A 20,934-nucleotide genomic window follows, 5' to 3' on the forward strand; every position below is an offset into this window, starting at 1 on the left:
TTATCCCTGCGCGGCTCCCACCACCCGGATCGGCGCGGAGAAGACATAGCCGACCCCGTGCACCGACTTGAGCGGGGCCGGGCCGCCGATGGCGCCCTCCACCTTGTGGCGCAGGCGCCCGACGACGGTGTCGATGGAGCGGTCTTCCGGGTTCCAGCGGCGGTTGTACAGCGCCTGCGAGATCTGGTCGCGCGTCGCCGGCTTGCGGGCCTGGGCGGCCAGCAGGCTGGTCAGCTTCATCTCCATGCTGGTCAGGCTGATTCGGATCCCGGCCGGATTGGTCAGGCTCCATTCCGTGGGGTCCAGCGACCAGCGCGCCTCGTCGGCAGAATCGCCGGCCTCGCCGCCTGCGGTCCCGTTGGCGGCTTGGCTCGCCGTTTCCGCGGCGCGCTCGCTCAGACGGCGCAGCAGCGATTTCACCTGCGCTTCCAGTTCGCGAAGCTCGACCGGCTTCACCAGATAGGCGTCGGCGCCGATCTCCAGCCCGACCACGCGGTCGACGGTGGAACTGCGGGCGGTCACCATGATGATGCCGGCGCCATGGCCGTCACGCAGCCGGGCCGCGATCTTGAACCCGTCCTCGTCCGGCAGGTTCACGTCCAGGATGATGATGGCGGCGTTGCGGTTCCGCAGCAGCCGGTCCAGTTCCGCCCCATCGCGCGCGCCGATCGCATCGAATCCGCAGTTCGACAGATACTCGACCATGTCGGACCGCAGGGAATTCTCGTCTTCGACCACGACGATCGTCGGACCTGCCATGCCGTGCTCTCCCCTGTCACCACTTCAGCGGGTGCAGCATACCCTAGGATGCCTAAATTTTAAAACAAACTCGAGGGCGTCCTGCCATCCGCGATGGGTTGCCGTCACAACCTGTCACAGAAAATAGCATCTCTGTAACAGATTTGAGGGAGGGGGTCAGGAGTTTTACGCAGCGCGGCGGCTGGATCCGGCGCCGGAAACGGCGGCTGCGTCGGTCAGCCGCACGCGGAAGCCGAACAGGGTGATGTCGTCCCGCTGTTCGCGGCTGCCCTGAAACCGGTCCAGCGAGCTTTCCAGGTCGGACTTCAGCCGGTCGAGCGGTCCGTCGCCGCCCTGGCTCAGCAGCTGGCGCAGCCTGATCCGGCCGAAACTGCGCCCGTGCTCACCGCCATTCTGGTCCACCAGCCCATCGGTGCCGATGAGGAAGGTCTGGCCGGGGCGCAGGGCGATGCTGTGGTTGGTGAAGGGCGACTCGGCAGTACCTGGGGCAGTACCTGGGTCAGCGCCCGGGGCGAGGTCCGGGGCCGACCCGATCGCGCTGGGGCGATAGCCCAGGCTGCGGCGATCGCCGCGCAGTTCCGTCACCTCGCCGCCGGTCACCATCAGCAGCGGAACACGGGCGCCGGCAAAGACCAGCAGTCCTTCGGCCGGGCGGATGTGGCACAGCCCCAAATCCAGACCATTGTCGAAACAGTCCGTCCCGCTGCGCGCCTTCCCCTCCTGGTGCAGGGCGGCGCGGACCTTGCGGTCGACGGCTGCCAGAACCGCCGCCGGATCGTCCGCTCCCATCTGGTCCAGCACGTTGTTCAGCATCGCGCTGGCGGTCATCGTCATGAAGGCGCCGGGTACGCCATGGCCGGTGCAGTCGGCCACCGCGACGACGAAGCCGTCGGCCACCTCGCGGCAGACATAGAAATCGCCGCTGACCACATCGCGCGGGCGCCACAGCACGAAATGCTCGGTCAGCCCGGCCGACAGGGCATCGGCCGACGGCAGGATGGCGGACTGGATCAACTGGGCATAGTTGATGCTGTCCATGATGGCGCGGTTGGTGGCGGCCAGCGCCTCCGTCCGTTCGCGGACCCGGCTTTCCAGGGTGCTGGTATGGTCCTGCACCGTCGCCGCCATCCGGTTGAAGCCGTCGGCCAGCACGCCGATCTCGTCGCTCCGCCCGGCGTCCATGCGGGCGCCATAATCGCCGCGCGCCATGGCGCTGGCCAGCTGGGTCAACCGCCGCAGCGGCCGCAGCACCATGCGATTCAGCGTCAGCCCCAGCGCCGCCATCGCCCCCAGCAGCGACAGCAGCAACAGCCCGGCCATCGGCGCCAGCGCGTTCAGCGTCGCCTGCCGCACCTCGGCCGTCGAATAGACGATGCGCAGATGCCCGACCGTCTGCACCCGTCCCTCACGCCCATGCAGGACGATGGGGCGCTCGACCGTGATGCGACCGGCGCTGTCCCCGACATCTCCCGAAGAGGTGCGTGCCAGCGGTTCGTCGCGGTCGCTCTCGAAGACGGCGATGGAGCGGATGGCCGGATCGCGGACGGTCAGCGCCTCGATCATGCGCTCGGCGCTGCGGTTGTCGAGTTCCCACACCGGGCCGCTCAGCGCGTCGGCCTGGGTGGCGGCGACCAGTTCGGCCCGGTGCAGCAGATCCTGGTGGCGCTGCCCCTCGACGATCTGCTCGGACAGCAGCATGGCGGCGGCACCGATGCTCGCCGTCGTCAGCAGGATGGCCCCGGCCACCCGCGCCAGCAGCGAGGATCGCCGCCTCACGCGATGATTCCGCTGCGCCGCCAGAGGGCCTCCAGCCGTCCGTCCGCCTCCAGCCGATCCAGCAGCGCATCGAGCCAGCCGGCGGTGATCTTGCGGTCGCGCCGCGTCAGGATGGTGTGTTCGTAAATCTGGTCGGTGCGCTCGGACACCAGGACCTGCCGGGCCAGTTCCGGCTCGCGCTGCAGGAAGCGGGTCAGGAAGGAGCGGGTGACGATGGCGAGGTCGGCCCGGCCGGCGACGACGCTGCGGACATTGCCCTCATGCGTCACCGTGACACGGGTGTGATGGCGCTGCTCCAGCAGCTTGGGATCGGCCTCGAATCCAGCGAAGGCGTAGTGATAGCCCAGCCGTCCGAGAATCGATTTGCCGTTCAGGTCGTCGAAATAGCGCTGGTCAAGTCCCGGTGCCGCCCTGGCGACGAACACCTCCGCATCGCGCAGGAAAGGCCGGGTGGCGTCGACCGGGCGATCCTGCCAGCCCCAGTTGAGGCATTCGAAGGCGATCATGTCGAACCGCCCCTGTTCCAGATCGTCATAGCGCCGCTGCGGGGCGGTCCTTACCAAATCGAACCGGAATTCATCCTGCGCGGCGTTGAACAGGTCCAGCAGGTCGCGCGTGACGCCGCCGCCCGTTTCGTCGACATAGGGCGGAAACTCATAGGCGCCGACACGGATGATGGTGGGGGGCGAGTGCGCCGCCGCCGGCCGGGAGGCCAGGAAGGGCAGGGCGGAAAGAAGAGGCAGCGCGGTCTTCAGAACCCTGCGGCGGGATAGCGGCCCCGTCATCGCGCCCCCTCTCCTGTAACCCCTATTCGAGTGAGGGTCAGTCTACTCCCGTATGCACCCATGCCGCAATGCGGGACAATTCCTTATCAGGGGATAGCCTGGGGAAACGTTCGACTGCCCGTGCCCGGCCTCAGGCCGCCTCGGTGGCGCGCTCCTGCTCGCGGTCGGCCAGTTCGGCGATCTCGCCGCCGCTCAGGGTCTCACGCTCCAGCAGGGCCTGGGCGATGCCGTCCAGCGCGGCGCGGTTGGTGCGCAGCAGGCGGCGGGCATGCTCCATGCCTTCGTCGGTGAGGCGGCGGACCTCCTCGTCGATTCGCCAGGCCGTCCGTTCCGACCGCGCCCCCGGCTCCGCCGCCGCGTGGGCGACAAAGCCGATCTCCTCGCTCATGCCCCAGGCGGTGACCATGCGCCGGGCCAGATCGGTGGCGGCGCGGAAGTCGGCCTCGGCGCCGGTGGTGACCTGATCGGGACCGAAGGCCATCTCCTCTGCCGCGCGGCCGGCCATGGCGACGGCGATGTCGGCCAACAGCTTGGCGCGCGAGACCGAGACGCGGTCGCCCTCCGGCAGCCGTACCACCATGCCCAGCGCGCCGCCGCGCGGGATGATGGTCGCCTTGTGGATCGGATCGGCCTGCGGGCAGCGCAAGGACACCAGCGCGTGGCCGGCCTCATGCACCGCGATCAGCCGCCGCTCGTGCGCCGTCAGGGCGAGGCTGCGGCGTTCCGTGCCCATCAGCACGCGGTCCTTGGCGGCCTCGTAATCCGCCATGGTGACGACGACGCGGCCCTGGCGCGCCGCCGAAAGCGCCGCCTCGTTGGTCAGGTTGGCAAGCTCGGCGCCGGAGAAGCCCGGCGTGCCGCGCGCCACCGTGCGGGCGCAGACGTCCGGGGCCAGAGTCAGCCGGCCGGCATGGACACCCAGGATGGCCTCGCGCCCGGCCACGTCGGGCAGGCTGACATGGATATGGCGATCGAAGCGGCCGGGGCGCAGCACGGCGGGGTCCAGCATCTCCGACCGGTTGGTGGCGGCGATCACCACCACCTCGCCCCCCTCGACGATGCCGTCCATCTCGACCAGCAGCTGGTTCAGCGTCTGCTCGCGTTCGGAATGGCTGGTCGATTCGCCGCGCTTGCCGGCCAGCGCGTCGATCTCGTCGATGAACAGGATGCAGGGGGCATTGGCGCGGGCGGTCTTGAACAGGCTGCGCACGCGCGCCGCGCCCAGACCGACGAACATCTCGACGAAATCCGACCCCGACGCGGCGAAGAACGGCACGCCGGCCTCGCCCGCCGCCGCCTTGGCCAGCATGGTCTTGCCGGTGCCGGGGGGGCCGACCAGCAGGATGCCCTTCGGCACGCGGGCGCCGGCCATGGCGAAGCGGCGCGGGTCCTTCAGGAACTGCACCGTCTCGCGCAGTTCCTCCTTCGCCTCGTCCACGCCGGCCACGTCGGCGAACACCGTGTTGGTGTCCTCCGGCCGCACGCGGGTGGCGCGGCCCATGCCGAAGAACTGCCCTCCGCTCATCAGCAGCCCGCCGATCAGCAGGGCCACCACCACGAAGGGCGCGGCCCGGTCCAGCACGCCCACCGTCTGCGCCATCAGCCCGCCGGGACCCTCTTCGAAGGAGATGGCGACCGTGTGGGCGCGCAGTTCCTTCAGCAGATCGTCGGTGACCGGCATGACCACGCGATAGCGGCTGCCGTCGGCGGCGACCGCATGGCCGGTGCCGTTGGCAAAGGTGATGGAGCTGATTTCCCCGCGGCCAGCCTGCTCGATCAGCGCGCTGTAGGTGGCCGGCCGCTCGTCCGCCCGCTGGTGGTGATCGTACCAGGCGGCGAAACCGAGCCACGCGGCGAGCAAGGCGGCCAGGACGGCCAGTGCGATCAACGGGCGTTTCGGCAGCGTGGGCATATCGGCTCCGCGTAGGGGAAAGGACTGGCTTTCGATCTATGCCATTGATGGGGCCATTGATGCTGGACGGCGGGCCGTCGCGGCAACCGATAAGGGCCCGCGTCCCTTCTTTGACACCGTAAGCGGTGCGTTTGCGGAATGGCTCCTTTCGGATTCCACGGAGATCTCAAGCGGTTGCCGATAGGCTTCAGTTCGGACAGTATGGCATTCCAACCAAAGCGCATCGCCCGCCGAACCGCACCGCCAAAAAGATAAGGACCATACCGACATGGCCGAGGCCGCCGCGGCGCCCGCCCTCCAGTTGGAAGGCGTGACCTGCACCTTTCCCTCACCCGACGGCCGGGGACGTTCCTACACCGCCGTACAGGGCGCCAGCTTCACCGTCGCCGATGGGGAGTTCGTGTCGATCGTCGGCCCGACCGGCAGCGGCAAATCGACGATGCTGAACGTCGCCGCCGGCCTGCTGAAACCCAGCGAGGGCCGCGCGCTCACCTTCGGGCAGCCGGTGACCGGCATCAATCCCAAGGCCGGCTACATGTTCCAGGCCGAGGCGCTGATGCCCTGGAAATCGGCGCTGGACAATGTCGCCGCCGGGCTGGAGTTCCGCGGAGTCTCGAGGGCGGAGGCGCGGGAGCGCGCGCTGCCCTGGCTGTCCCGCGTCGGGCTGGAGGGGTTCGGCGACCGTTTCCCGCACCAGCTTTCGGGCGGCATGCGCAAGCGCGTGGCGCTGGCCCAGACGCTGATCGTCGATCCCAAGATCATCCTGATGGACGAGCCCTTCTCGGCGCTCGACGTCCAGACCCGCCAGATGATGGAGAACGAGCTGCTCGACCTGTGGGCGGCGGACCGCAAGTCGGTGGTCTTCATCACCCACGATCTGGAGGAGGCCATCGCCATGTCCGACCGGGTGCTGGTGCTGTCCGCCGGGCCGGGGGCTCGGCTGATCGGCGAATACCGCATCGACCTGGACCGTCCGCGCGACGTGGCGGAAATCCGCATGACCCCGCGCTTCCTAGCATTGCACCAGGAAATCTGGGCGCAGCTGCGCGACGAGGTGCTGAAGGGCTACGCCCAGACCAAGCTGCGGTGACGACATCATGAGATCCCACGCAAAACGCCTGCCCAGCCGTCCGGTCATCCTGCTGCTTCAGCTGGGCGTCCTGATCGCCTTCTTCCTGATCTGGCATGTCCTGACCGACACCAAGATTCTCAGCCCCTTCTTCTTCGGCACGCCGGGGGCGGTGCTGGCCCGCACCTGGGCCGATTTCGCCTCGGGCGTCATCTGGTACCATCTCGGCATCACGCTGCTGGAAACCGCGCTGGCCTTCGTCATCGGCACGGTGGCGGGCATCGCCTTCGGCTTCTGGTTCGCCCGCGCGCCCTTGGTCTCGATCGTCTTCGACCCCTACATCAAGGCGGTCAACGCGCTGCCCCGCGTGGTGCTGGCGCCGATCTTCGCGCTGTGGCTCGGGCTCGGCATCTGGTCGAAGGTGGCGCTGGGGGTGACGCTGGTCTTCTTCATCGTCTTCTTCAACGTCTATCAGGGTGTGAAGGAGGTCAGCCCGGTGGTCCTGGCCAACGCCCGCATGCTGGGCGCCAGTTCGCGCGACCTGTTCCGGCACGTCTATCTGCCCTCGGCCCTGTCCTGGGTCTTCTCCTCGCTGCACACCGCCGTCGGCTTCGCCATGGTCGGTGCGGTGGTGGGCGAGTATCTGGGCTCCGCCGCCGGGCTGGGCTACCGCATCCATCAGGCGGAGGGCGTGTTCGATACGGTCGGTGTCTTCTCCGGCATGCTGGTGCTGACGATCTTCGTCGTCCTGATCGACGCCGCCGTCACCATGATCGAAAAGCGGCTTCTGCACTGGCGCCCGCAGGACACCAGCGGCGGGCAGCACTGAAAATCCAACTGGGGGAGGAAACCAATGAAGCTCAAATCGCTGATCGCGGCCGCCGCGGTCGCCCTGACATTAGGAACGGCCGGACTGGCCGCGGCGCAGGACAAGCTTGAAAAGACCGACCTCAAGATCGCCGTCGGCGGCAAGCCGCTGCTCTATTACCTGCCGCTGACGCTGGCGGAACGTCTGGGCTACTTCAAGGATGCCGGTCTGAACGTCGAGATCAGCGACTTCGGCGGCGGCGCCAAGAGCCTGCAGGCCCTGGTCGGCGGCTCGGCCGACGTCGTGACCGGCGCCTATGACCACACCATCCAGATGCAGGCCAAGGGCCAGCCCATCGTCGCGGTGACGCAGCTCGGCCGCTATCCCGGCATCGTGCTGGCCGCCGTCAACAAGGCCGGCACCGTCAAGTCGGTGAAGGACCTGAAGGGCAAGAAGGTCGGCGTGACCGCCCCCGGCTCCTCCACCAACTTCATGTTGAACTACGTCCTGACCTCGCTGGGCATGAAGCCGGAGGACGTGTCGGTCATCGGCGTCGGCGGCGGTCCCAGCGCCATCGCCGCGATCAAGCGCGGAGAGATCGACGCCATCGTCAACCTGGATCCGGTCATCAGCCAGGCCGAGGCCGACGGCGACATCACCGTGCTGGCCGATACCCGGACCGCCAAGGGCACGATGGAAGTCTATGGCGGCCCCTATCCCGCCGCCGTGCTCTACATGAAGCCGGACTTCGTGAAGGAGAACCCGAAGACCACCCAGGCGCTGGCCGACGTCTTCGTCCGCACCATGCTGTGGCTGAACAAGGCCAGCACCGAAGAGGTGCTGAAAGTGCTGCCGGAGGAATATTTCTTGGGCAACAAGACCCTCTACGCCCAGGCGTTCGAGCATTCCAAGCCGACCTATTCGCCCGACGGCCGTTTCACCCAGGACGGCGCCGAAGCCGCGCTGAAGGTGCTGAAGGCCTTCGATCCGGCGGTGGCGTCCGCCAACATCGACCTGTCCAAGACCTACACCAACCAGTATGTCGAGGACGCCCTGAAGCGCCTGCAGAAGTGAGCCCGACGGCCGCTTCGTAATACCCATAGAAAAAATGTGGGCGCGGCGGAATGTCGCGCCCTTTTTCGTGCTGTACCGCCGTTAGACTGGACGAAATCGGTCCTGATTGCTCCCCGGATCAGGATCCCCCATCCAGCAGCGGAGTGCCCCATGGCCGAGGTGATTTTTTATGGAATGGCCGGTTGCCCGGCGAATGCCAGGCAGAAGCAGCAGCTGACCGCCGCCGGCCACAGGCTGGTCGAACGCGACCTCGCCACCGCCGATCTGACCGCCGCCGATCTCCGCGCCTTCTTCGGCGACAAGGAGGTCGATTCCTGGTTCAACCGCCGCGCCGCCGCGGTGAAGTCCGGCGCCGTCAATCCCGCCGCCCTTGACGAGCCCGCCGCGCTGGCCGCGATGCTGGCCGACCGCGACCTGATCCGCCGCCCGCTGATCCAGGTCGGCGACCGCCGCGAGGCCGGCTTCGACCCCACCACGCTGCATGCCTGGATCGGCCTGACCTCCGGGGAAAGCTGCGACGACAAGCATGCCCGCGGCCAGTGCGACCACGGCCATCAGCATTTCGTCAAGGCGCCGGCGGCCTGACGGCGCTCACTCCGGCGGCACTTCGCGCGGCTTGCGGTCCTCGCCGATGGCGACGTAGGTAAACACGCCCTCCGTCACCTTGATCGGGTCGGAGCCGGAGCGTTCGCGTCTCACCCAGGTCTCGATGCGGACGCGCAGCGAGGTGCGGCCGACCTTCTCGATCCGGGCGAAGCAGCTGACCTCGTCGCCGACGAAGACCGGCTTGTGGAAGGTCATCGCCTCGATCCCGACGGTGGCGACGCGGCCATGGCTGCGCCGCACCGCCACCGTCCCGCCGGCCAAATCCATCTGCGCCAGCAGCCAGCCGCCGAAGATGTCGCCGTTCGGATTGGTGTCCGCCGGCATCGCGATGGCCCGCAGGGCAGGGCCATTGTCGAAGTCGTATGTGTCCGCTGCGCTCATGCTTCCTCCGGCGTCACGAAAAATTCCTGCCCCAAAGCCTGTGGCACCGCACTATAAACGGCCCAGGACGCGCTTGCGCACCCCTGACGAAATTCCTATCATCCCGTCATGAGCGATCTTTTCGAGAACACGGCCCCCAAGGCCGACAGCTATTCCGCCCAGGACATCGAGGTTCTGGAGGGGCTGGAGCCTGTCCGGCGCCGTCCGGGCATGTATATCGGCGGCACCGACGACCGTGCGCTGCACCATCTGGTGGCCGAGGTCCTGGACAACGCCATGGACGAGGCGGTGGCCGGTCACGCCAGCCGAATCGACCTGGAGCTGGCCGCCGACTATACGGTGATGGTCCGCGACAACGGGCGCGGCATCCCCATCGACGACCACCCGAAATATCCGGGCAAGTCGGCGCTGGAGGTCATCATGACCACGCTGCACTCCGGCGGCAAATTCTCCAACAAGGTCTACCAGACCTCGGGCGGCCTGCACGGCGTCGGCCTGTCGGTGGTGAACGCCCTGTCGGATCGGCTGACCGTGGAGATCGCCCGCGAAAAGCAGCTCTACGTCCAGGAATACAGCCGCGGCCTGCCGCAGGGGCCGCTGGGGCATCGGGGCAACGTCAACCGGCGCGGCACCACCATCCGCTTCCATGCCGACCCGGAAATCTTCGGCGAGACCGCTCACTTCGAACCGCACCGGCTCTACCGGCTGGCGCGCTCAAAGGCCTATCTCTACCGCGGCGTCGAAATCCGCTGGAGCTGCGATCCGTCCCTGCTGTCGGTCGACGCCACCACGCCGGCGTCGGAGACCCTGCATTTCCCCGGCGGGCTTCAGGACTACCTGAACGCCGCGCTGAAGGACCGCAAGACGCTGACGCGCTTGCCCTTCGCCGGCGCGCTCGACTTCCCCAACGGCCAGGGCCGGGTGGAATGGGCGGTGGCGTGGCCCGACGATGACGAGGGCTTCTCGCACACCTACTGCAACACCGTGCCGACCCCGCAGGGCGGCACGCACGAGGCCGGCCTGCGCACCGCGCTGACCCGCGGCCTGAAGGCCTATGGCGAGCTGACGAACAACAAGCGCGCCGGGCAGGTCACCGCCGATGACGTGATGGGCGACGCCTGCGTCCTGCTCTCGGTCTTCATCCGCGAACCGCATTTCCAGGGCCAGACCAAGGAAAAGCTGGTGACGGCGGAGGCCCAGCGCCTCGTCGAGACCGCGGTGAAGGACCATTTCGACCATTGGCTGTCCGGCGACCCGCAGAGCGCCAACGGCCTGCTGGAACGGCTGATCGAGAAGGCCGAGGAGCGGGCGCGCCGCAAGCAGTCCAAGGAGATGACGCGCAAGTCGGCCACCCGCCGCCTGCGTCTGCCCGGCAAGCTGGCGGACTGCTCGCGCAACTCCCCGGAGGGCACCGAGCTGTTCCTGGTGGAGGGCGATTCGGCAGGCGGTTCCGCCAAGCAGGCGCGTCAGCGCGAGACTCAGGCCATCCTGCCGCTGCGCGGCAAGATCCTGAACGTCGCCAGTGCCTCGGTCGACAAGATGAAGGCCAACCAGGAGCTGAACGACCTGACCCAGGCGCTGGGGTGCGGCATCGGCAAGGACTTCTCGACCGACAAGCTGCGCTACGAGCGGGTCATCATCATGACGGACGCCGACGTCGACGGCGCCCACATCGCTTCGCTGCTGATGACCTTCTTCTATCGTGAGATGCCGGGCCTGATCCAGGAGGGGCACCTCTATCTCGCCCTGCCGCCGCTCTACCGCCTCAGCCACGGCAACAAGCAGGTCTACGCGCGCGACGACGCCCACAAGGACGAACTGCTGTCGAAGATGTTCAAGGGCAAGAAGCCCGACATCAGCCGCTTCAAGGGCCTGGGCGAGATGATGCCGGCCCAGCTGCGCGACACGACCATGGACCCGTCAAAGCGCTCGCTCCTGCGCGTGGTCGTCCCCAACGCCGCCGACCCGGAGGAAAAGCCGGAATGCGAGCGCACCCGGTCCTTGGTGGAGGATCTGATGGGCAAGCGGCCGGAGCTGCGTTTCAAGTTCATCCAGGACAACGCGAAGTTCGTGAAGGCCGACGACATCGACGTGTGACGGCGACGCTTGGCAGCGCCGGGATTCGAGATCAGCGGAGGCGCAGTGGAGCTGTCGAGGAATCTGCTGGAACGGGCATTTGAAATGATGGGTGACCTTGCCGCACAGGATGGCAAGGTCATCGACATCGCCGTCTATGGCGGATCGTGCCTTCTGCTCGCCGGCAACATCCGCGACGTGACTCGTGATGTCGATGCGGTGTTCCTCAGCGAACGAAGCCGCGGCTACGAGCTTGCCGATCTCGTCGGGCGTCGTCTCGGCCTTCCCGATGACTGGCTCAATCAGGCGGTAAAGAGCGTTGCTCCGCCGAAGGGCAATCCGCAGCCTAATCTGCTTCCGTTCGGGGAATATCCCAAAAATGGACAGATCGGTCTTCGCGTCTATCTGCCGACTCCGGAATACATGCTGGCGATGAAGTTGCTCGCCAACCGGCTCGACGACCCCGAAGGGCTGGCCCGAGACAGGCGCGACCTCTATTTTCTGATGGATGTCACAGGCTTGGCTACAGCAGAGCAGCTGGCGGAGCTTGTGATGCTCTGCTATCCGCAGGTTCCCGGAATAAACGCGCGCATCGCCGCGAAGATCGAGGATACCGTCCAGGGTTATGCTGCCCGGGAGTGTGAAGATGACCGACGACCTGAACCATCGTCCTGGAACGCTGGCCGAGGCCATCCGACGCTATAAATCCGGACGGCAGACCTTCTCGGTGGCGTTGGGCGAGTTCCTCGACGAATTCTATATGGACGGCGACATGGGCAGGCGGTACGCCCGCGTCCAGGACTCTCCGGAGTGCGTTGGCGACAACGTCCTTGACGCCTATGCGGGCGCGGTCGGCGAACATCTGGTGCGCCGCTGGCACCTCGGCACGCCACCGGAATGGACCGAGGAACCTTGCCGCTTCCTTCGCCGCCCTTGGTTCCCGCCGGGCGTGCAGGCGGAGAAGCCGATCCTTCTGGTCGAAAGCCCGATGGCCTTCCGCCGCAGGATGCTGTTCGTCGAGGCGGAGCCCTTGCGGCGGGCGCGGATGCCCCATGACGCGCGCTGGTGTGCCTACGAATATCTGCGCACGGGTTTGATGCCGGAGGAGGACACACTCGATCCGACCCCGGACGCCGCATAGGAATGGGTGGAAAATCCCGTAATTATTTCGCTGTTTTGGGGAAGGTGTCGCCTGGTCTATCATTCGGGATAGCGCCATTTCCGGGAGATTGTCTCGCGGACCATGGCCCGACCCGCAGGAGGCGTATGCATCCCTTGGCCTATCCCGGCGCCGACATTCCGGCCGATGCCATCCCGCCCGGGATGATTGCCGACGCGCTGTCGCCGTTGACCCCTTTCGTCACCGACCTCTTCGTTCCCCGCTATCAACCCTGCGAGGTCGGGCGCTGGCGTTTGCAGGTGGCGCCGATCCTGCTCAGTGCCGGCTATTGGAGTCCGGCACTGATGACGACCGATACCGCCGCCCTGATGCGGCGCGAGGCCGGCGGCGAGTATCGCTGCTGGATGTCGATGACGCCAATGGAGATCGAAAGCCAGGAAATCGGCGTCCGTGCCGCCACCGGCCATACGGTGGTGATGGGTATGGGCATGGGCTGGGCGGCGGTGAACGCGGCCCTGCGGCCGGAGGTGACGCGGGTCACGGTGGTCGAACTGGATCCCGATGTGATCGAGGTCAACCGCAACGTCGGCCTGTTCGACCAGCTTCCGGCCGAGGCCGTGGCCAAGATTTCCATCGTCAACGCCGACGCGCTGGAGTTCCGCACCGACGAGCCGGCCGACACGCTGATGTCCGACATCTGGCTGCCGATCAACGGCGACGAGCGGATGGAGCAGTCCCGGATCATGGCGCGCAACACCGGTGCCCGGCGGGTCTATGTCTGGGGCCAGGAACTTGCCATCGCCCGCCGTGCCCGTTCGCTCGGGCTGGCGTTGAATGAGGCGACGGTGGCGCGGATCGTCGCGGAATTCGATCTTCCGCTGATCGGGCCGGAGCTTCCCGACTATCCGTCCCTGATCGGCCGCGCCGCGGACAAATGGCTGAAGGATGTGTGACGCCAGGGTCACGCGCCGCGCTGAACCTCTCGTCCGGCGCGGCGTTGCTCCCCATATCGGGAACAGCGACACCAACGGACGAATTGAAAATGCGCATGTTCCCGCCGCTCGCCGCCCTTTTGCTGGGCGCCTCGACCCTTGCCGCCTGCTCCAACGAGCGGGTGGTGGCGAGCGAGCCGGCCCCGGCCTATACGCGTAGCGAAGTGGCCTATGCGGCGGGCAACCGCGACCTGCGGGTGGTGCTGCACGGCGACCCCTTCGGTCTGCCGCCGGAGCGTTTCGCGGAGAAGGTGCTGCCCCACATGCAGAACCGTGTCATGGGCGTGAAGACCACCCTCACCACCACGCCCAACGATACGGCGCGACGCGACTACAAGGTGGTGCTGGCCTTCAATGTCGCGGAAAACACGCTGAACTCGGAGCTGTGCACGAACGGCCCGATCCGGACCTCTCCACCGGGCGGGGCCATCGTCGTGCAGGGGGCGTTTTGCCGGTCGGGTGCCGCGCTGACCTCCGCCACCGGCTGGCTCGACCGGCCGCAAGGGCCCGACGATCCGGATTTCCGCAGCCTGATCAGCGACATGACCTTCTCGCTGTTCCCCAGCCCGCGGGCGGATCTGTTCTGCAACGGATCCGACTGCTGAGTGGATCAGCCCCGCAGCAGCCAGTCGCGCATCAGGGCGGTGACCGCCTGCGGCTGTTCCATCGCCGACAGATGGCCGCAGTCTTCGATCAGCACCAGCCGGGCGCCGGGAATGGCGTCCGCCATCTCCTCATGCAGGGCCGGCGGCGTCAGGATGTCCTGGCGTCCGCAGATCACCAGAGTCGGGCAGCGGATCGCGGCCAGTCCCGGCCGGCTGTCCACCCGGTCGATGATCGCCTCCTGCTCCCGCGCATAGCCGTCGACGCCCACGCGCTCCATCTGCGCCAGGACCGAACGGACAAATCCGTCGTCCGCCAAACGGTCCGGGTGGACCAGGCGGGGCAGGGCGGCGCGGATCACCTGCCCGTATCGCCCCTGCCGGGCGAGCGCCACCGCCTCCCGCCGGGTGGCCGTCGCCTCCGCCGTGTCGGGGCGGGCGTTGGTGTCGAGCAGGGCCAGCCGCTCCACCCGCTCCGGCGCGCGGCGCAGGATCTCCAGCGCGACATAGCCGCCCATCGACAGGCCGGCGACGGCGAAGCGTTCCGGCGCCTGGGCCAGCACCTTGTCGGCCATCGCCGCGATGGTCGCGCAGTCGGCCAGTTCGACCACCTGCGGGTCGGCGACCTCGCCAAGATGCCGGGCCTGATGGTCCCACAGCGCCGCGTCCAGCGGCATGCCGGGCAGCAGGATCAGGGTGGGGCGGCTGGTCGGGTTCCCGGAGGGGTTCGGGGACATGCGGCTTCTCCTGCGCTCACTTCACCAGTGCGCTGACGACCTTGAAGACCGGCGTGCCGGCCCGTTCCATCCACTCGAACAGCACCATTTCGGTGGTGACGATGGTCACGCCGGCGGCGCGCATCCGCTCAAGCGCCATGGCGTGGTTGGCGGGGGTGCGCGACGATGCCGCGTCGGCGACCAGATAGACCGCATGGCCCTGCTGGCGCAGTCCCAACGCGGTCTGCATCACGCAGACATGCGCCTCCGTCCCGCACAGCACGATCTGCGGGCGATTCAACGCCCCCACCGCCGCATTGAAGGCCGGCTCGCCGGTGCTGCCGAAGGTGATCTTCTCGATCACCGGTGTGCCTTCCGGCAGATGGGTGCGCACCGCCTCCACCGTCGGTCCCAGGCCGCGCGGATATTGTTCGGTCACCAGCACCGGCACCGACAGGGCGGCGGCACCCTTCAGCAGCATCGCGGCGTTGCGGACGACGCGCTCGGAGTCGTGGATGGCCGGCAGCAGCCGTTCCTGCACATCCACCACCACCAGCACCGATTCCTGGGCACGAAGAATCATCAAATGCTCTCGACCGTTCCATTTGAAGCGGACAGCCCCCGAACGGGGCGCCGGCAAGCGCCGCGACTCGCGGTACTGCCGGACGACAGCCTAGCGCAGAGCGCCGAATTCGCCAACGCGGCGTGTTTTCGCGCCGATTTTCGGTTTCCGAACATCGGATCTATTGACATGCAGCTTTGACTTCCTATTCTTCGGCCTCATCCAGGCATCGGGCGTCGAACGCTCGATTTCCGCACTCCAGAACAGAAACAGGTTGGATGCTTTTTTCGGAACTTGGGCTTGGCCCTGACGTCCTGCGCGCCATCGAGGACAAGGGTTACACCCAACCGACGCCCATTCAGGAACAGGCAATTCCCTGTGTCCTGCAACGCCGCGACGTGCTGGGCTGCGCGCAGACGGGCACCGGCAAAACGGCGAGCTTCACCTTGCCCATGATCGACATCCTGGCGTCGGGCCGTGCCCGCGCGCGGATGCCGCGGTCTCTGATCCTGGAGCCGACGCGAGAGCTGGCAGCCCAGGTGTCGGAAAGCTTCGAGACCTACGGCAAGTACCACAAGCTCAGCATGGCGCTGCTGATCGGCGGCGAGACCTTCACCGAACAGGTGAAGAAGCTCGACCGTGGCGTGGATGTGCTGATCGCGACTCCGGGTCGTCTCATCGACCTGTTCGAGCGCGGCAACATCATGCTGAACGACATCAAGGTCTTCGTCATCGACGAGGCCGACCGCATGCTCGACATGGGCTTCATCCCGGACATCGAGCGCATCGTCAGCAAGCTGCCGAAGAATCGCCAGACGCTGTTCTTCTCGGCGACGATGCCGCCGGAAATCCGCCGTCTGGCCGATGCCTTCCTGACCCAGCCGCTGGAGATCAGCGTCGCTCCGCCCGCCTCGCCGGCGGAGACGGTGACCCAGGCGCTGGCCCTGGTCCACGAGATGGACAAGCGCAAGGCGCTGCGCCATCTGCTGCAGACCGAGGACGTCAAGAACGCCTTCATCTTCTGTAACCGCAAGCGCGACATCGCCGTCCTGCAGAAGTCGTTGGAGCGCCACGGCTTCAATGTCGGCGCTCTGCATGGCGACATGGTGCAGTCCAAGCGCACCGAGACGCTGGAGCGGTTCAAGCAGGGCGAGATTTCGCTGCTGGTCTGCTCCGACGTCGCCGCCCGCGGCATCGACGTCCAGGGACTGAGCCACGTCTTCAATTTCGACGTGCCGCTGACCCCCGACGACTATGTCCACCGGATCGGCCGCACCGGCCGCGCCGGCAAGCAGGGCAGGGCCTTCATGCTGGCCACGCCGGACGACACGAAACTTGTCGGCGCAATCACGCGCCTCATCAAGCGGGAGATTCCCATGATCGCCATCGACGGCCTGGAGACGGCCGAGTTCGGCGAGGAAGACGGCAGCTCCCGCGGTCGCGGCCGTGGTCGTGGCGGCCGTGGTGCCAAGCCCGACAGCCGCTCGGAAGCCCGTCCGCCCCGCGGCGGTCGTGAAGAGCGCGCCCCGCGTGAGGAGGCCGCCGCCCCCCGCGAGGAGCGTCCGGCTCGGGAAGAGCGTCCGGCTCGGGAAGAGCGTCCCGTCCGCGAGGAACGCTCCGCGCGCGACGACCGTCCGGTTCGTGAGGAGCGCCAGCCCCGCGAATCGCTGGCCGCCGCCGAATCCCGACGCAGCAACGAGCCGCGCCGCGACCGTGATCGCGACCGCCGCCGCCGCCGCGATGACGATGACGATGACGTGCCGGTGATCGGCTTCGGCGATCACATGCCGGCCTTCATGCTGCGTTCGGCCCGCCCGCGTCCGTCCAGCGAAGCCTCGACCGAGGAGGGCTGAGCCCGTGCAGACCATCTTCGTCATGGTCAAATGCGATCTCGGTCGCGCCTATGAAGTTGCCGATCAGGCCGTGCAACTGATCGAACAGGTGTCGGAGGTGCACTCCATCTCCGGCCAGTACGATCTGCTGATGAAGTGCTACCTGAAGCAGGACGACGACATCGGCCGTTTCGTGACGGAGCATGTGCAGACGCTTCCCGGCGTTCGCGACACCTTCACGCTGATTGCCTACAAGGCATTCGCATAGACGGTTCGCGGGGTTGGAATATGAAAAGGCCGGGCAATGCGCCCGGCCTTTTTCGTTTCAAGTCGCCTGAGACGCCGGACCTGCTCAACTCCCCGCTCAACTCCCCGGGCCACACCCCGGCCCCACCCCCGGATCGCCGGCAAAGCTCCCGTCGTCCACCTGCTTGTCCGCGCCGTAATCCGGGTTGATCCCCGCCGCCAGTGCCGCCAGCCGATGGGCGGTCGCCACATGCGCTTCGCGCTCGACCGCGCGGTAATGGTCGATCACCTGTTCGCCGAACCCGGTCAGCACCGTGCCGCCGCCATGCTTGCCACCGACCGCCGCACTCACCACCGGCTCGCGGAAGATTCGGTTCAGGTCGTCCACCAGCAGCCATGCCCGCCGATAGGACATGCCCAGCGCCCGCCCGGCGGCGGAGATCGACCCGGTCTCGCGGATCCGCTCCAGCAGAGCGATCTTGCCGGGACCGATCGAGCCGCCGGTCTCGAAATCGATGCGGATCCGCATGCGGGTCATGGCCGCCGGCTCCCGGTCAGCGCCCGGCCGTTTCCAGACCGTCGCCGCTCCAGGCGCCGGTCCGGAAGAAGCTGTCGATCCGCTCGCACCACGGGTCGATGTCCAGCCCGTTGGCCTGCAGCCAATCGCGGTTGAAGTAGGTCCCCATATAGCGTTCGCCGGGATCGCAGATCAGCGTGGCGACGCTGCCCTGCCGGCCCTCGCGCGTCATTTCGGCGATCAACTCGATGGAGCCCACCAGATTGGTGCCGGTCGAGCCGCCGCAGGCGCGGCCCAGCCGCTCGCGCAGGACCCAGACGGCGGCTATGCTGGCGGCGTCGGGCACGCGGATCATCCGGTCGATCACCGTCGGCTGGAAGGACGGCTCCACCGTCGGCCGCCCGATGCCTTCGATGCCGGACCCCCGCCCGACATTGGCCTTCGGGTCGTTGTCGCGGAATCCGGCGAAGAAAGCCGAATGCTCCGGATCGGCGACGCACACCCGCGTCGGCAGCCGGCGGTAGCGCACATAGCGCCCGAAGGTGGCCGAGGTGCCGCCGGTGCCGGCGCCGCAAACGATCCAGTCCGGCACCGGATGCGGTTCCTGCGACAGCTGTTCGAAGATCGACTGGGCGATGTTGTTGTTGCCGCGCCAGTCGGTGGCGCGCTCCGCATAGGTGAACTGGTCCATGAAATGGCCGTCGCAATCGCGGGCCAGCCGCTGCGCCTCGGAACAGACCTCCGACGCGCGCTCCACCATATGGCAGCGACCGCCATAGAACTCGATCTGCGCGATCTTGGTCGGCGAGGTGTTGCGCGGCACCACGGCGACGAATGGCAGCTCCAGCAATTGGGCGAAATAGGCCTCCGACACCGCCGTCGATCCCGACGACGCCTCGATCACCGTCGTGCCCTCGCGCACCCAGCCATTGCAGATGGCGTAGAGGAACAGCGACCGCGCCAGCCGGTGCTTCAGGCTGCCGGTGGGGTGGGTCGATTCATCCTTCAGGTACAGCGTGATCCCCTGCGCCGCCGGGATCGGCAGCCGCAGCAGGTGGGTGTCGGCCGAGCGGTTCACGTCCGCCTCGAGTCGGCGCAGCGCCTCGTCGAGCCAGCCCCGGCGGGCGACGGTAGGGAAAGCTGCGGCGGGGGAGGGGGTGGTCATGGCATCCTGTCCGGCGATTGGCAGAACCCATCCATAGCGCGGATTGTTGCCGATTGCATCCGGCGCCGCACCCGCTCCCCGCGGCAAGACCCTCAGCCCTGACGGATGCGGGCGACGAAGGCCGACACCTCGCCCAGCATGCGGTCGGCGCGCTCGCCCACCGCGCGGGCCGCAGCGGCGACCTCGACGGATGCCTGGCCGGTGGCCGTGGCGTGGCTGCACACCATGTTCAGACTGTCGGACACCGAACTGACGCCCTGAGCCGCCTCGTTGACGTTGCGGCTGATGTCGCGGGTTGCCGCACCCTGTTCCTCGATGGCGGCGGAGATGCTGGACGCGACGCTGTTCACCGTCTCGATGGCGCCGCCGACGCCGCGCATCGCCTCGACCACCGACGAGGTGGCGTCGGTCATGGCGGCGATCTGCGCCTGAACGTCGTCGGTGGCCTTGGCGGTCTGGTTGGCGAGGTTCTTCACCTCGCTGGCGACCACGGCGAAGCCCTTGCCCGCTTCGCCGGCACGGGCGGCCTCGATGGTGGCGTTCAAGGCCAACAGGTTGGTCTGCTCGGCGATGGAGCGGATCAGGTCGACCACCTCCACGGTGCGCCGGGCAACGCTGTCCAACTGCTCGATCAGGGCATAGGTCCGGCGCACATCCTCCACCGCGCGGGCCGAGCCGGTGGTCGATTCGGCGATCTGCTGGGCGATCTCGCGGATGGAGGCGGCCAGCTCCTCGGTGGCGCCGGCCACCGCCTGGACATTGCCGGAGGTCGTCCCCGCGGCGCGGGCGGCGCCGTCCATCAGTCGGGTGGTCTGTTCCGCCCCGCTGCTCATGGCGCCCGACGTGTGGGTCAGCTGCCCGGCCGACTCGGCAACCGAGCGGACCAGGGCGCCGACCGTGCTTTCGAACTCGTCGGCCAGCCGCTTCATGGTGGAGCGGCGAGCCTCATCGGCTTCCCGTTCCAGCGCTGCGTGACGGCGGCGCAAATCCTCCGCCTCGATGGCGCTGAGACGCAGGGTCTCGACCGAGCGGGCCAGCGCCCCAACCTCGTCGGTGCGGTCGGTGCCGGCGACCTGGGCGCCGAGATCGCCCTTGGCGATGCGGCCGGTGGCTGCGGCGATGCCGTCCAGACCCTTGCCGATGCGCGACACCAGCCGGAAGCCGAACAGCCCCAGCAGCAGCGCCGCCGCCAGCGTCACCGCCAGCGTGTTGATCAGAGTGCTGCGGAAAGCGGCGTCGACGTCGTCGATGTAGACGCCGGTGCCGATCATCCAGCCCCACGGTTCATAGATCGCGGCATAGGACAGCTTTGGAAACGGTTCGGTGCCGCCGGCCTTGGGAAAGTTGTAGACCAGGGTGCCGTCGCCGCCGCGCGCCGAGTCGATCAGCCCACGGATCACCAGCACGCCGTTGCTGTCCTTGAAATCGGCCAGCTTGCGGGTGCCTTCCAGGTCGGGGCGGACGCCGTGGAACACGTTGGTGCCGTCGAACTCGTAGCCGAACATGTATTCGTTGCCGAAGAAGCGCAGGGCACGCAGCGCAGACTTCGCGCGGGTCTGCGCCTCTTCCCGGCTGAACTCGCCCTTGGCGGCGCGCGCGTCATAGGATTTCATGATCGACAGCGAGGTCTGCACCACCGCCTCGATGGATTTGCGGTATCCCTCGACCATCGTCTCGCGCTTCGAGGTCGCGGACCAGATGCCGGCCACCAGGATGGTGACGAGGAACAGCCCCTGAAGGATCAGGAGCTTCGCCTTGATGCTGTTGAGTTTGGTGAACATTGCCCAGCCCCACACGATACGCGCGCCACCGCGGCCGTCTCCTGCGGGTACGGCATAGTGCGGTTCGCTAATTGATCTAACTCTAATGCGAAGTGTGACACATACTTGAGTACTTCGCGACTGCGCAATCTCTAACGCTGGCCTAGGAATAATCC

General features: G+C 67.4%; 21 protein-coding genes. 11 read left to right on the top strand and 10 right to left on the bottom strand.

The features are described from left to right. The 4 genes from FZ029_RS16040 to ftsH form a co-directional block, all read right to left on the bottom strand. Positions 1-759, bottom strand: coding sequence for a response regulator transcription factor (locus FZ029_RS16040; RefSeq protein ID WP_149270077.1), 759 nt, complete (start codon positions 757-759; stop codon positions 1-3). A 165-nt stretch (positions 760-924) separates the two neighbouring features. Then, positions 925-2,535 carry a SpoIIE family protein phosphatase gene (locus FZ029_RS16045; protein WP_149270078.1) on the bottom strand — a complete coding sequence of 537 codons (1,611 nt, stop codon included), beginning with the start codon at positions 2,533-2,535 and terminating at the stop codon, positions 925-927. After that, positions 2,532-3,320 (bottom strand): transporter substrate-binding domain-containing protein, encoded by a 789-nt coding sequence (locus tag FZ029_RS16050; RefSeq protein WP_149270079.1) that lies wholly within the window; start codon positions 3,318-3,320, stop codon positions 2,532-2,534. Before FZ029_RS16050 ends, FZ029_RS16045 begins: the two co-directional genes overlap by 4 nt. Before the next feature lie 130 nt (positions 3,321-3,450). After that, complete coding sequence (gene ftsH / locus FZ029_RS16055; protein WP_149270080.1) at positions 3,451-5,232, bottom strand: ATP-dependent zinc metalloprotease FtsH; 1,782 nt, start codon at positions 5,230-5,232, stop codon at positions 3,451-3,453. Between the two features lie 268 nt (positions 5,233-5,500). Between ftsH and FZ029_RS16060 the strand changes: the two genes are divergently transcribed. The 4 genes from FZ029_RS16060 to FZ029_RS16075 all read left to right on the top strand — a co-directional run bounded on the left by FZ029_RS16060 (position 5,501) and on the right by FZ029_RS16075 (position 8,768). Further along, a complete protein-coding gene (locus FZ029_RS16060) occupies positions 5,501-6,322 on the top strand; it encodes an ABC transporter ATP-binding protein (RefSeq protein ID WP_149270081.1) in 822 nt (273 codons plus the stop codon). Between the two features lie 7 nt (positions 6,323-6,329). After that, the gene (locus tag FZ029_RS16065) at positions 6,330-7,130 is read left to right on the top strand and encodes an ABC transporter permease (protein ID WP_149197170.1); all 801 of its coding nucleotides are present in this window, start codon (positions 6,330-6,332) and stop codon (positions 7,128-7,130) included. A gap of 24 nt (positions 7,131-7,154) precedes the next feature. Then, on the top strand, positions 7,155-8,183 hold the full coding sequence (locus FZ029_RS16070; protein WP_149270082.1) for an ABC transporter substrate-binding protein: 1,029 nt from the start codon (positions 7,155-7,157) through the stop codon (positions 8,181-8,183). A 150-nt stretch (positions 8,184-8,333) separates the two neighbouring features. Further along, positions 8,334-8,768, top strand: coding sequence for an ArsC/Spx/MgsR family protein (locus FZ029_RS16075; RefSeq protein ID WP_149270083.1), 435 nt, complete (start codon positions 8,334-8,336; stop codon positions 8,766-8,768). Positions 8,769-8,774: 6 nt separating this feature from the next. Here the strand turns inward: FZ029_RS16075 and FZ029_RS16080 are convergent, their stop codons facing one another. Further along, entirely contained in the window at positions 8,775-9,170 is a 396-nt protein-coding gene (locus FZ029_RS16080) for an acyl-CoA thioesterase (protein ID WP_085089201.1), read from the bottom strand. A 108-nt stretch (positions 9,171-9,278) separates the two neighbouring features. Between FZ029_RS16080 and parE the strand changes: the two genes are divergently transcribed. The 5 genes from parE (at position 9,279) to FZ029_RS16105 (ending at position 13,963) form a co-directional block, all read left to right on the top strand. Continuing rightward, positions 9,279-11,267, top strand: a complete 1,989-nt coding sequence (parE, locus tag FZ029_RS16085) for a DNA topoisomerase IV subunit B (RefSeq protein ID WP_149197167.1) — start codon at positions 9,279-9,281, stop codon at positions 11,265-11,267. A gap of 9 nt (positions 11,268-11,276) precedes the next feature. Further along, positions 11,277-11,951, top strand: a complete 675-nt coding sequence (locus FZ029_RS16090; RefSeq protein WP_211104158.1) for a hypothetical protein — start codon at positions 11,277-11,279, stop codon at positions 11,949-11,951. After that, a complete protein-coding gene (locus FZ029_RS16095) occupies positions 11,893-12,387 on the top strand; it encodes a hypothetical protein (protein WP_149197165.1) in 495 nt (164 codons plus the stop codon). The genes FZ029_RS16090 and FZ029_RS16095 overlap by 59 nt, the downstream gene beginning before the upstream one ends. A 125-nt stretch (positions 12,388-12,512) precedes the next feature. Further along, positions 12,513-13,319 (top strand): hypothetical protein, encoded by an 807-nt coding sequence (locus tag FZ029_RS16100; protein ID WP_247892327.1) that lies wholly within the window; start codon positions 12,513-12,515, stop codon positions 13,317-13,319. A gap of 89 nt (positions 13,320-13,408) precedes the next feature. Next, positions 13,409-13,963: a hypothetical protein gene (locus FZ029_RS16105; RefSeq protein ID WP_149270085.1), complete on the top strand. Its 555-nt coding sequence runs from the start codon at positions 13,409-13,411 to the stop codon at positions 13,961-13,963. 5 nt (positions 13,964-13,968) lie between these two features. Here FZ029_RS16105 and FZ029_RS16110 read toward each other — a convergent pair whose 3' ends face one another. Both FZ029_RS16110 and FZ029_RS16115 read right to left on the bottom strand, forming a co-directional pair. Further along, positions 13,969-14,697, bottom strand: a complete 729-nt coding sequence (locus tag FZ029_RS16110; RefSeq protein WP_149270086.1) for an alpha/beta fold hydrolase — start codon at positions 14,695-14,697, stop codon at positions 13,969-13,971. A gap of 16 nt (positions 14,698-14,713) precedes the next feature. After that, positions 14,714-15,259 carry a hydrolase gene (locus tag FZ029_RS16115; RefSeq protein ID WP_149270087.1) on the bottom strand — a complete coding sequence of 182 codons (546 nt, stop codon included), beginning with the start codon at positions 15,257-15,259 and terminating at the stop codon, positions 14,714-14,716. Positions 15,260-15,516: 257 nt separating this feature from the next. Here FZ029_RS16115 and FZ029_RS16120 point away from each other — a divergent pair, with 257 nt between their 5' ends. Further along, positions 15,517-17,091, top strand: coding sequence for a DEAD/DEAH box helicase (locus FZ029_RS16120; protein ID WP_149270088.1), 1,575 nt, complete (start codon positions 15,517-15,519; stop codon positions 17,089-17,091). A gap of 4 nt (positions 17,092-17,095) precedes the next feature. Beyond that, on the top strand, positions 17,096-17,338 hold the full coding sequence (locus FZ029_RS16125) for an Lrp/AsnC ligand binding domain-containing protein (RefSeq protein WP_085089209.1): 243 nt from the start codon (positions 17,096-17,098) through the stop codon (positions 17,336-17,338). Positions 17,339-17,434: 96 nt separating this feature from the next. On the opposite strand, the gene FZ029_RS16130 is transcribed toward FZ029_RS16125, so the two are convergent. The 3 genes from FZ029_RS16130 to FZ029_RS16140 form a co-directional block, all read right to left on the bottom strand. After that, positions 17,435-17,854, bottom strand: coding sequence for a winged helix-turn-helix domain-containing protein (locus FZ029_RS16130; RefSeq protein WP_149197160.1), 420 nt, complete (start codon positions 17,852-17,854; stop codon positions 17,435-17,437). A gap of 16 nt (positions 17,855-17,870) precedes the next feature. Beyond that, positions 17,871-18,998 (bottom strand): PLP-dependent cysteine synthase family protein, encoded by a 1,128-nt coding sequence (locus FZ029_RS16135; protein WP_149270089.1) that lies wholly within the window; start codon positions 18,996-18,998, stop codon positions 17,871-17,873. A 92-nt stretch (positions 18,999-19,090) separates the two neighbouring features. After that, positions 19,091-20,779, bottom strand: a complete 1,689-nt coding sequence (locus FZ029_RS16140; RefSeq protein WP_188051955.1) for a cache domain-containing protein — start codon at positions 20,777-20,779, stop codon at positions 19,091-19,093. Between the last annotated feature and the right edge of the window lie 155 nt (positions 20,780-20,934).

This window comes from Azospirillum sp. Sh1 (assembly GCF_008365135.1).
Lineage (GTDB): Bacteria > Pseudomonadota > Alphaproteobacteria > Azospirillales > Azospirillaceae > Azospirillum > Azospirillum oryzae.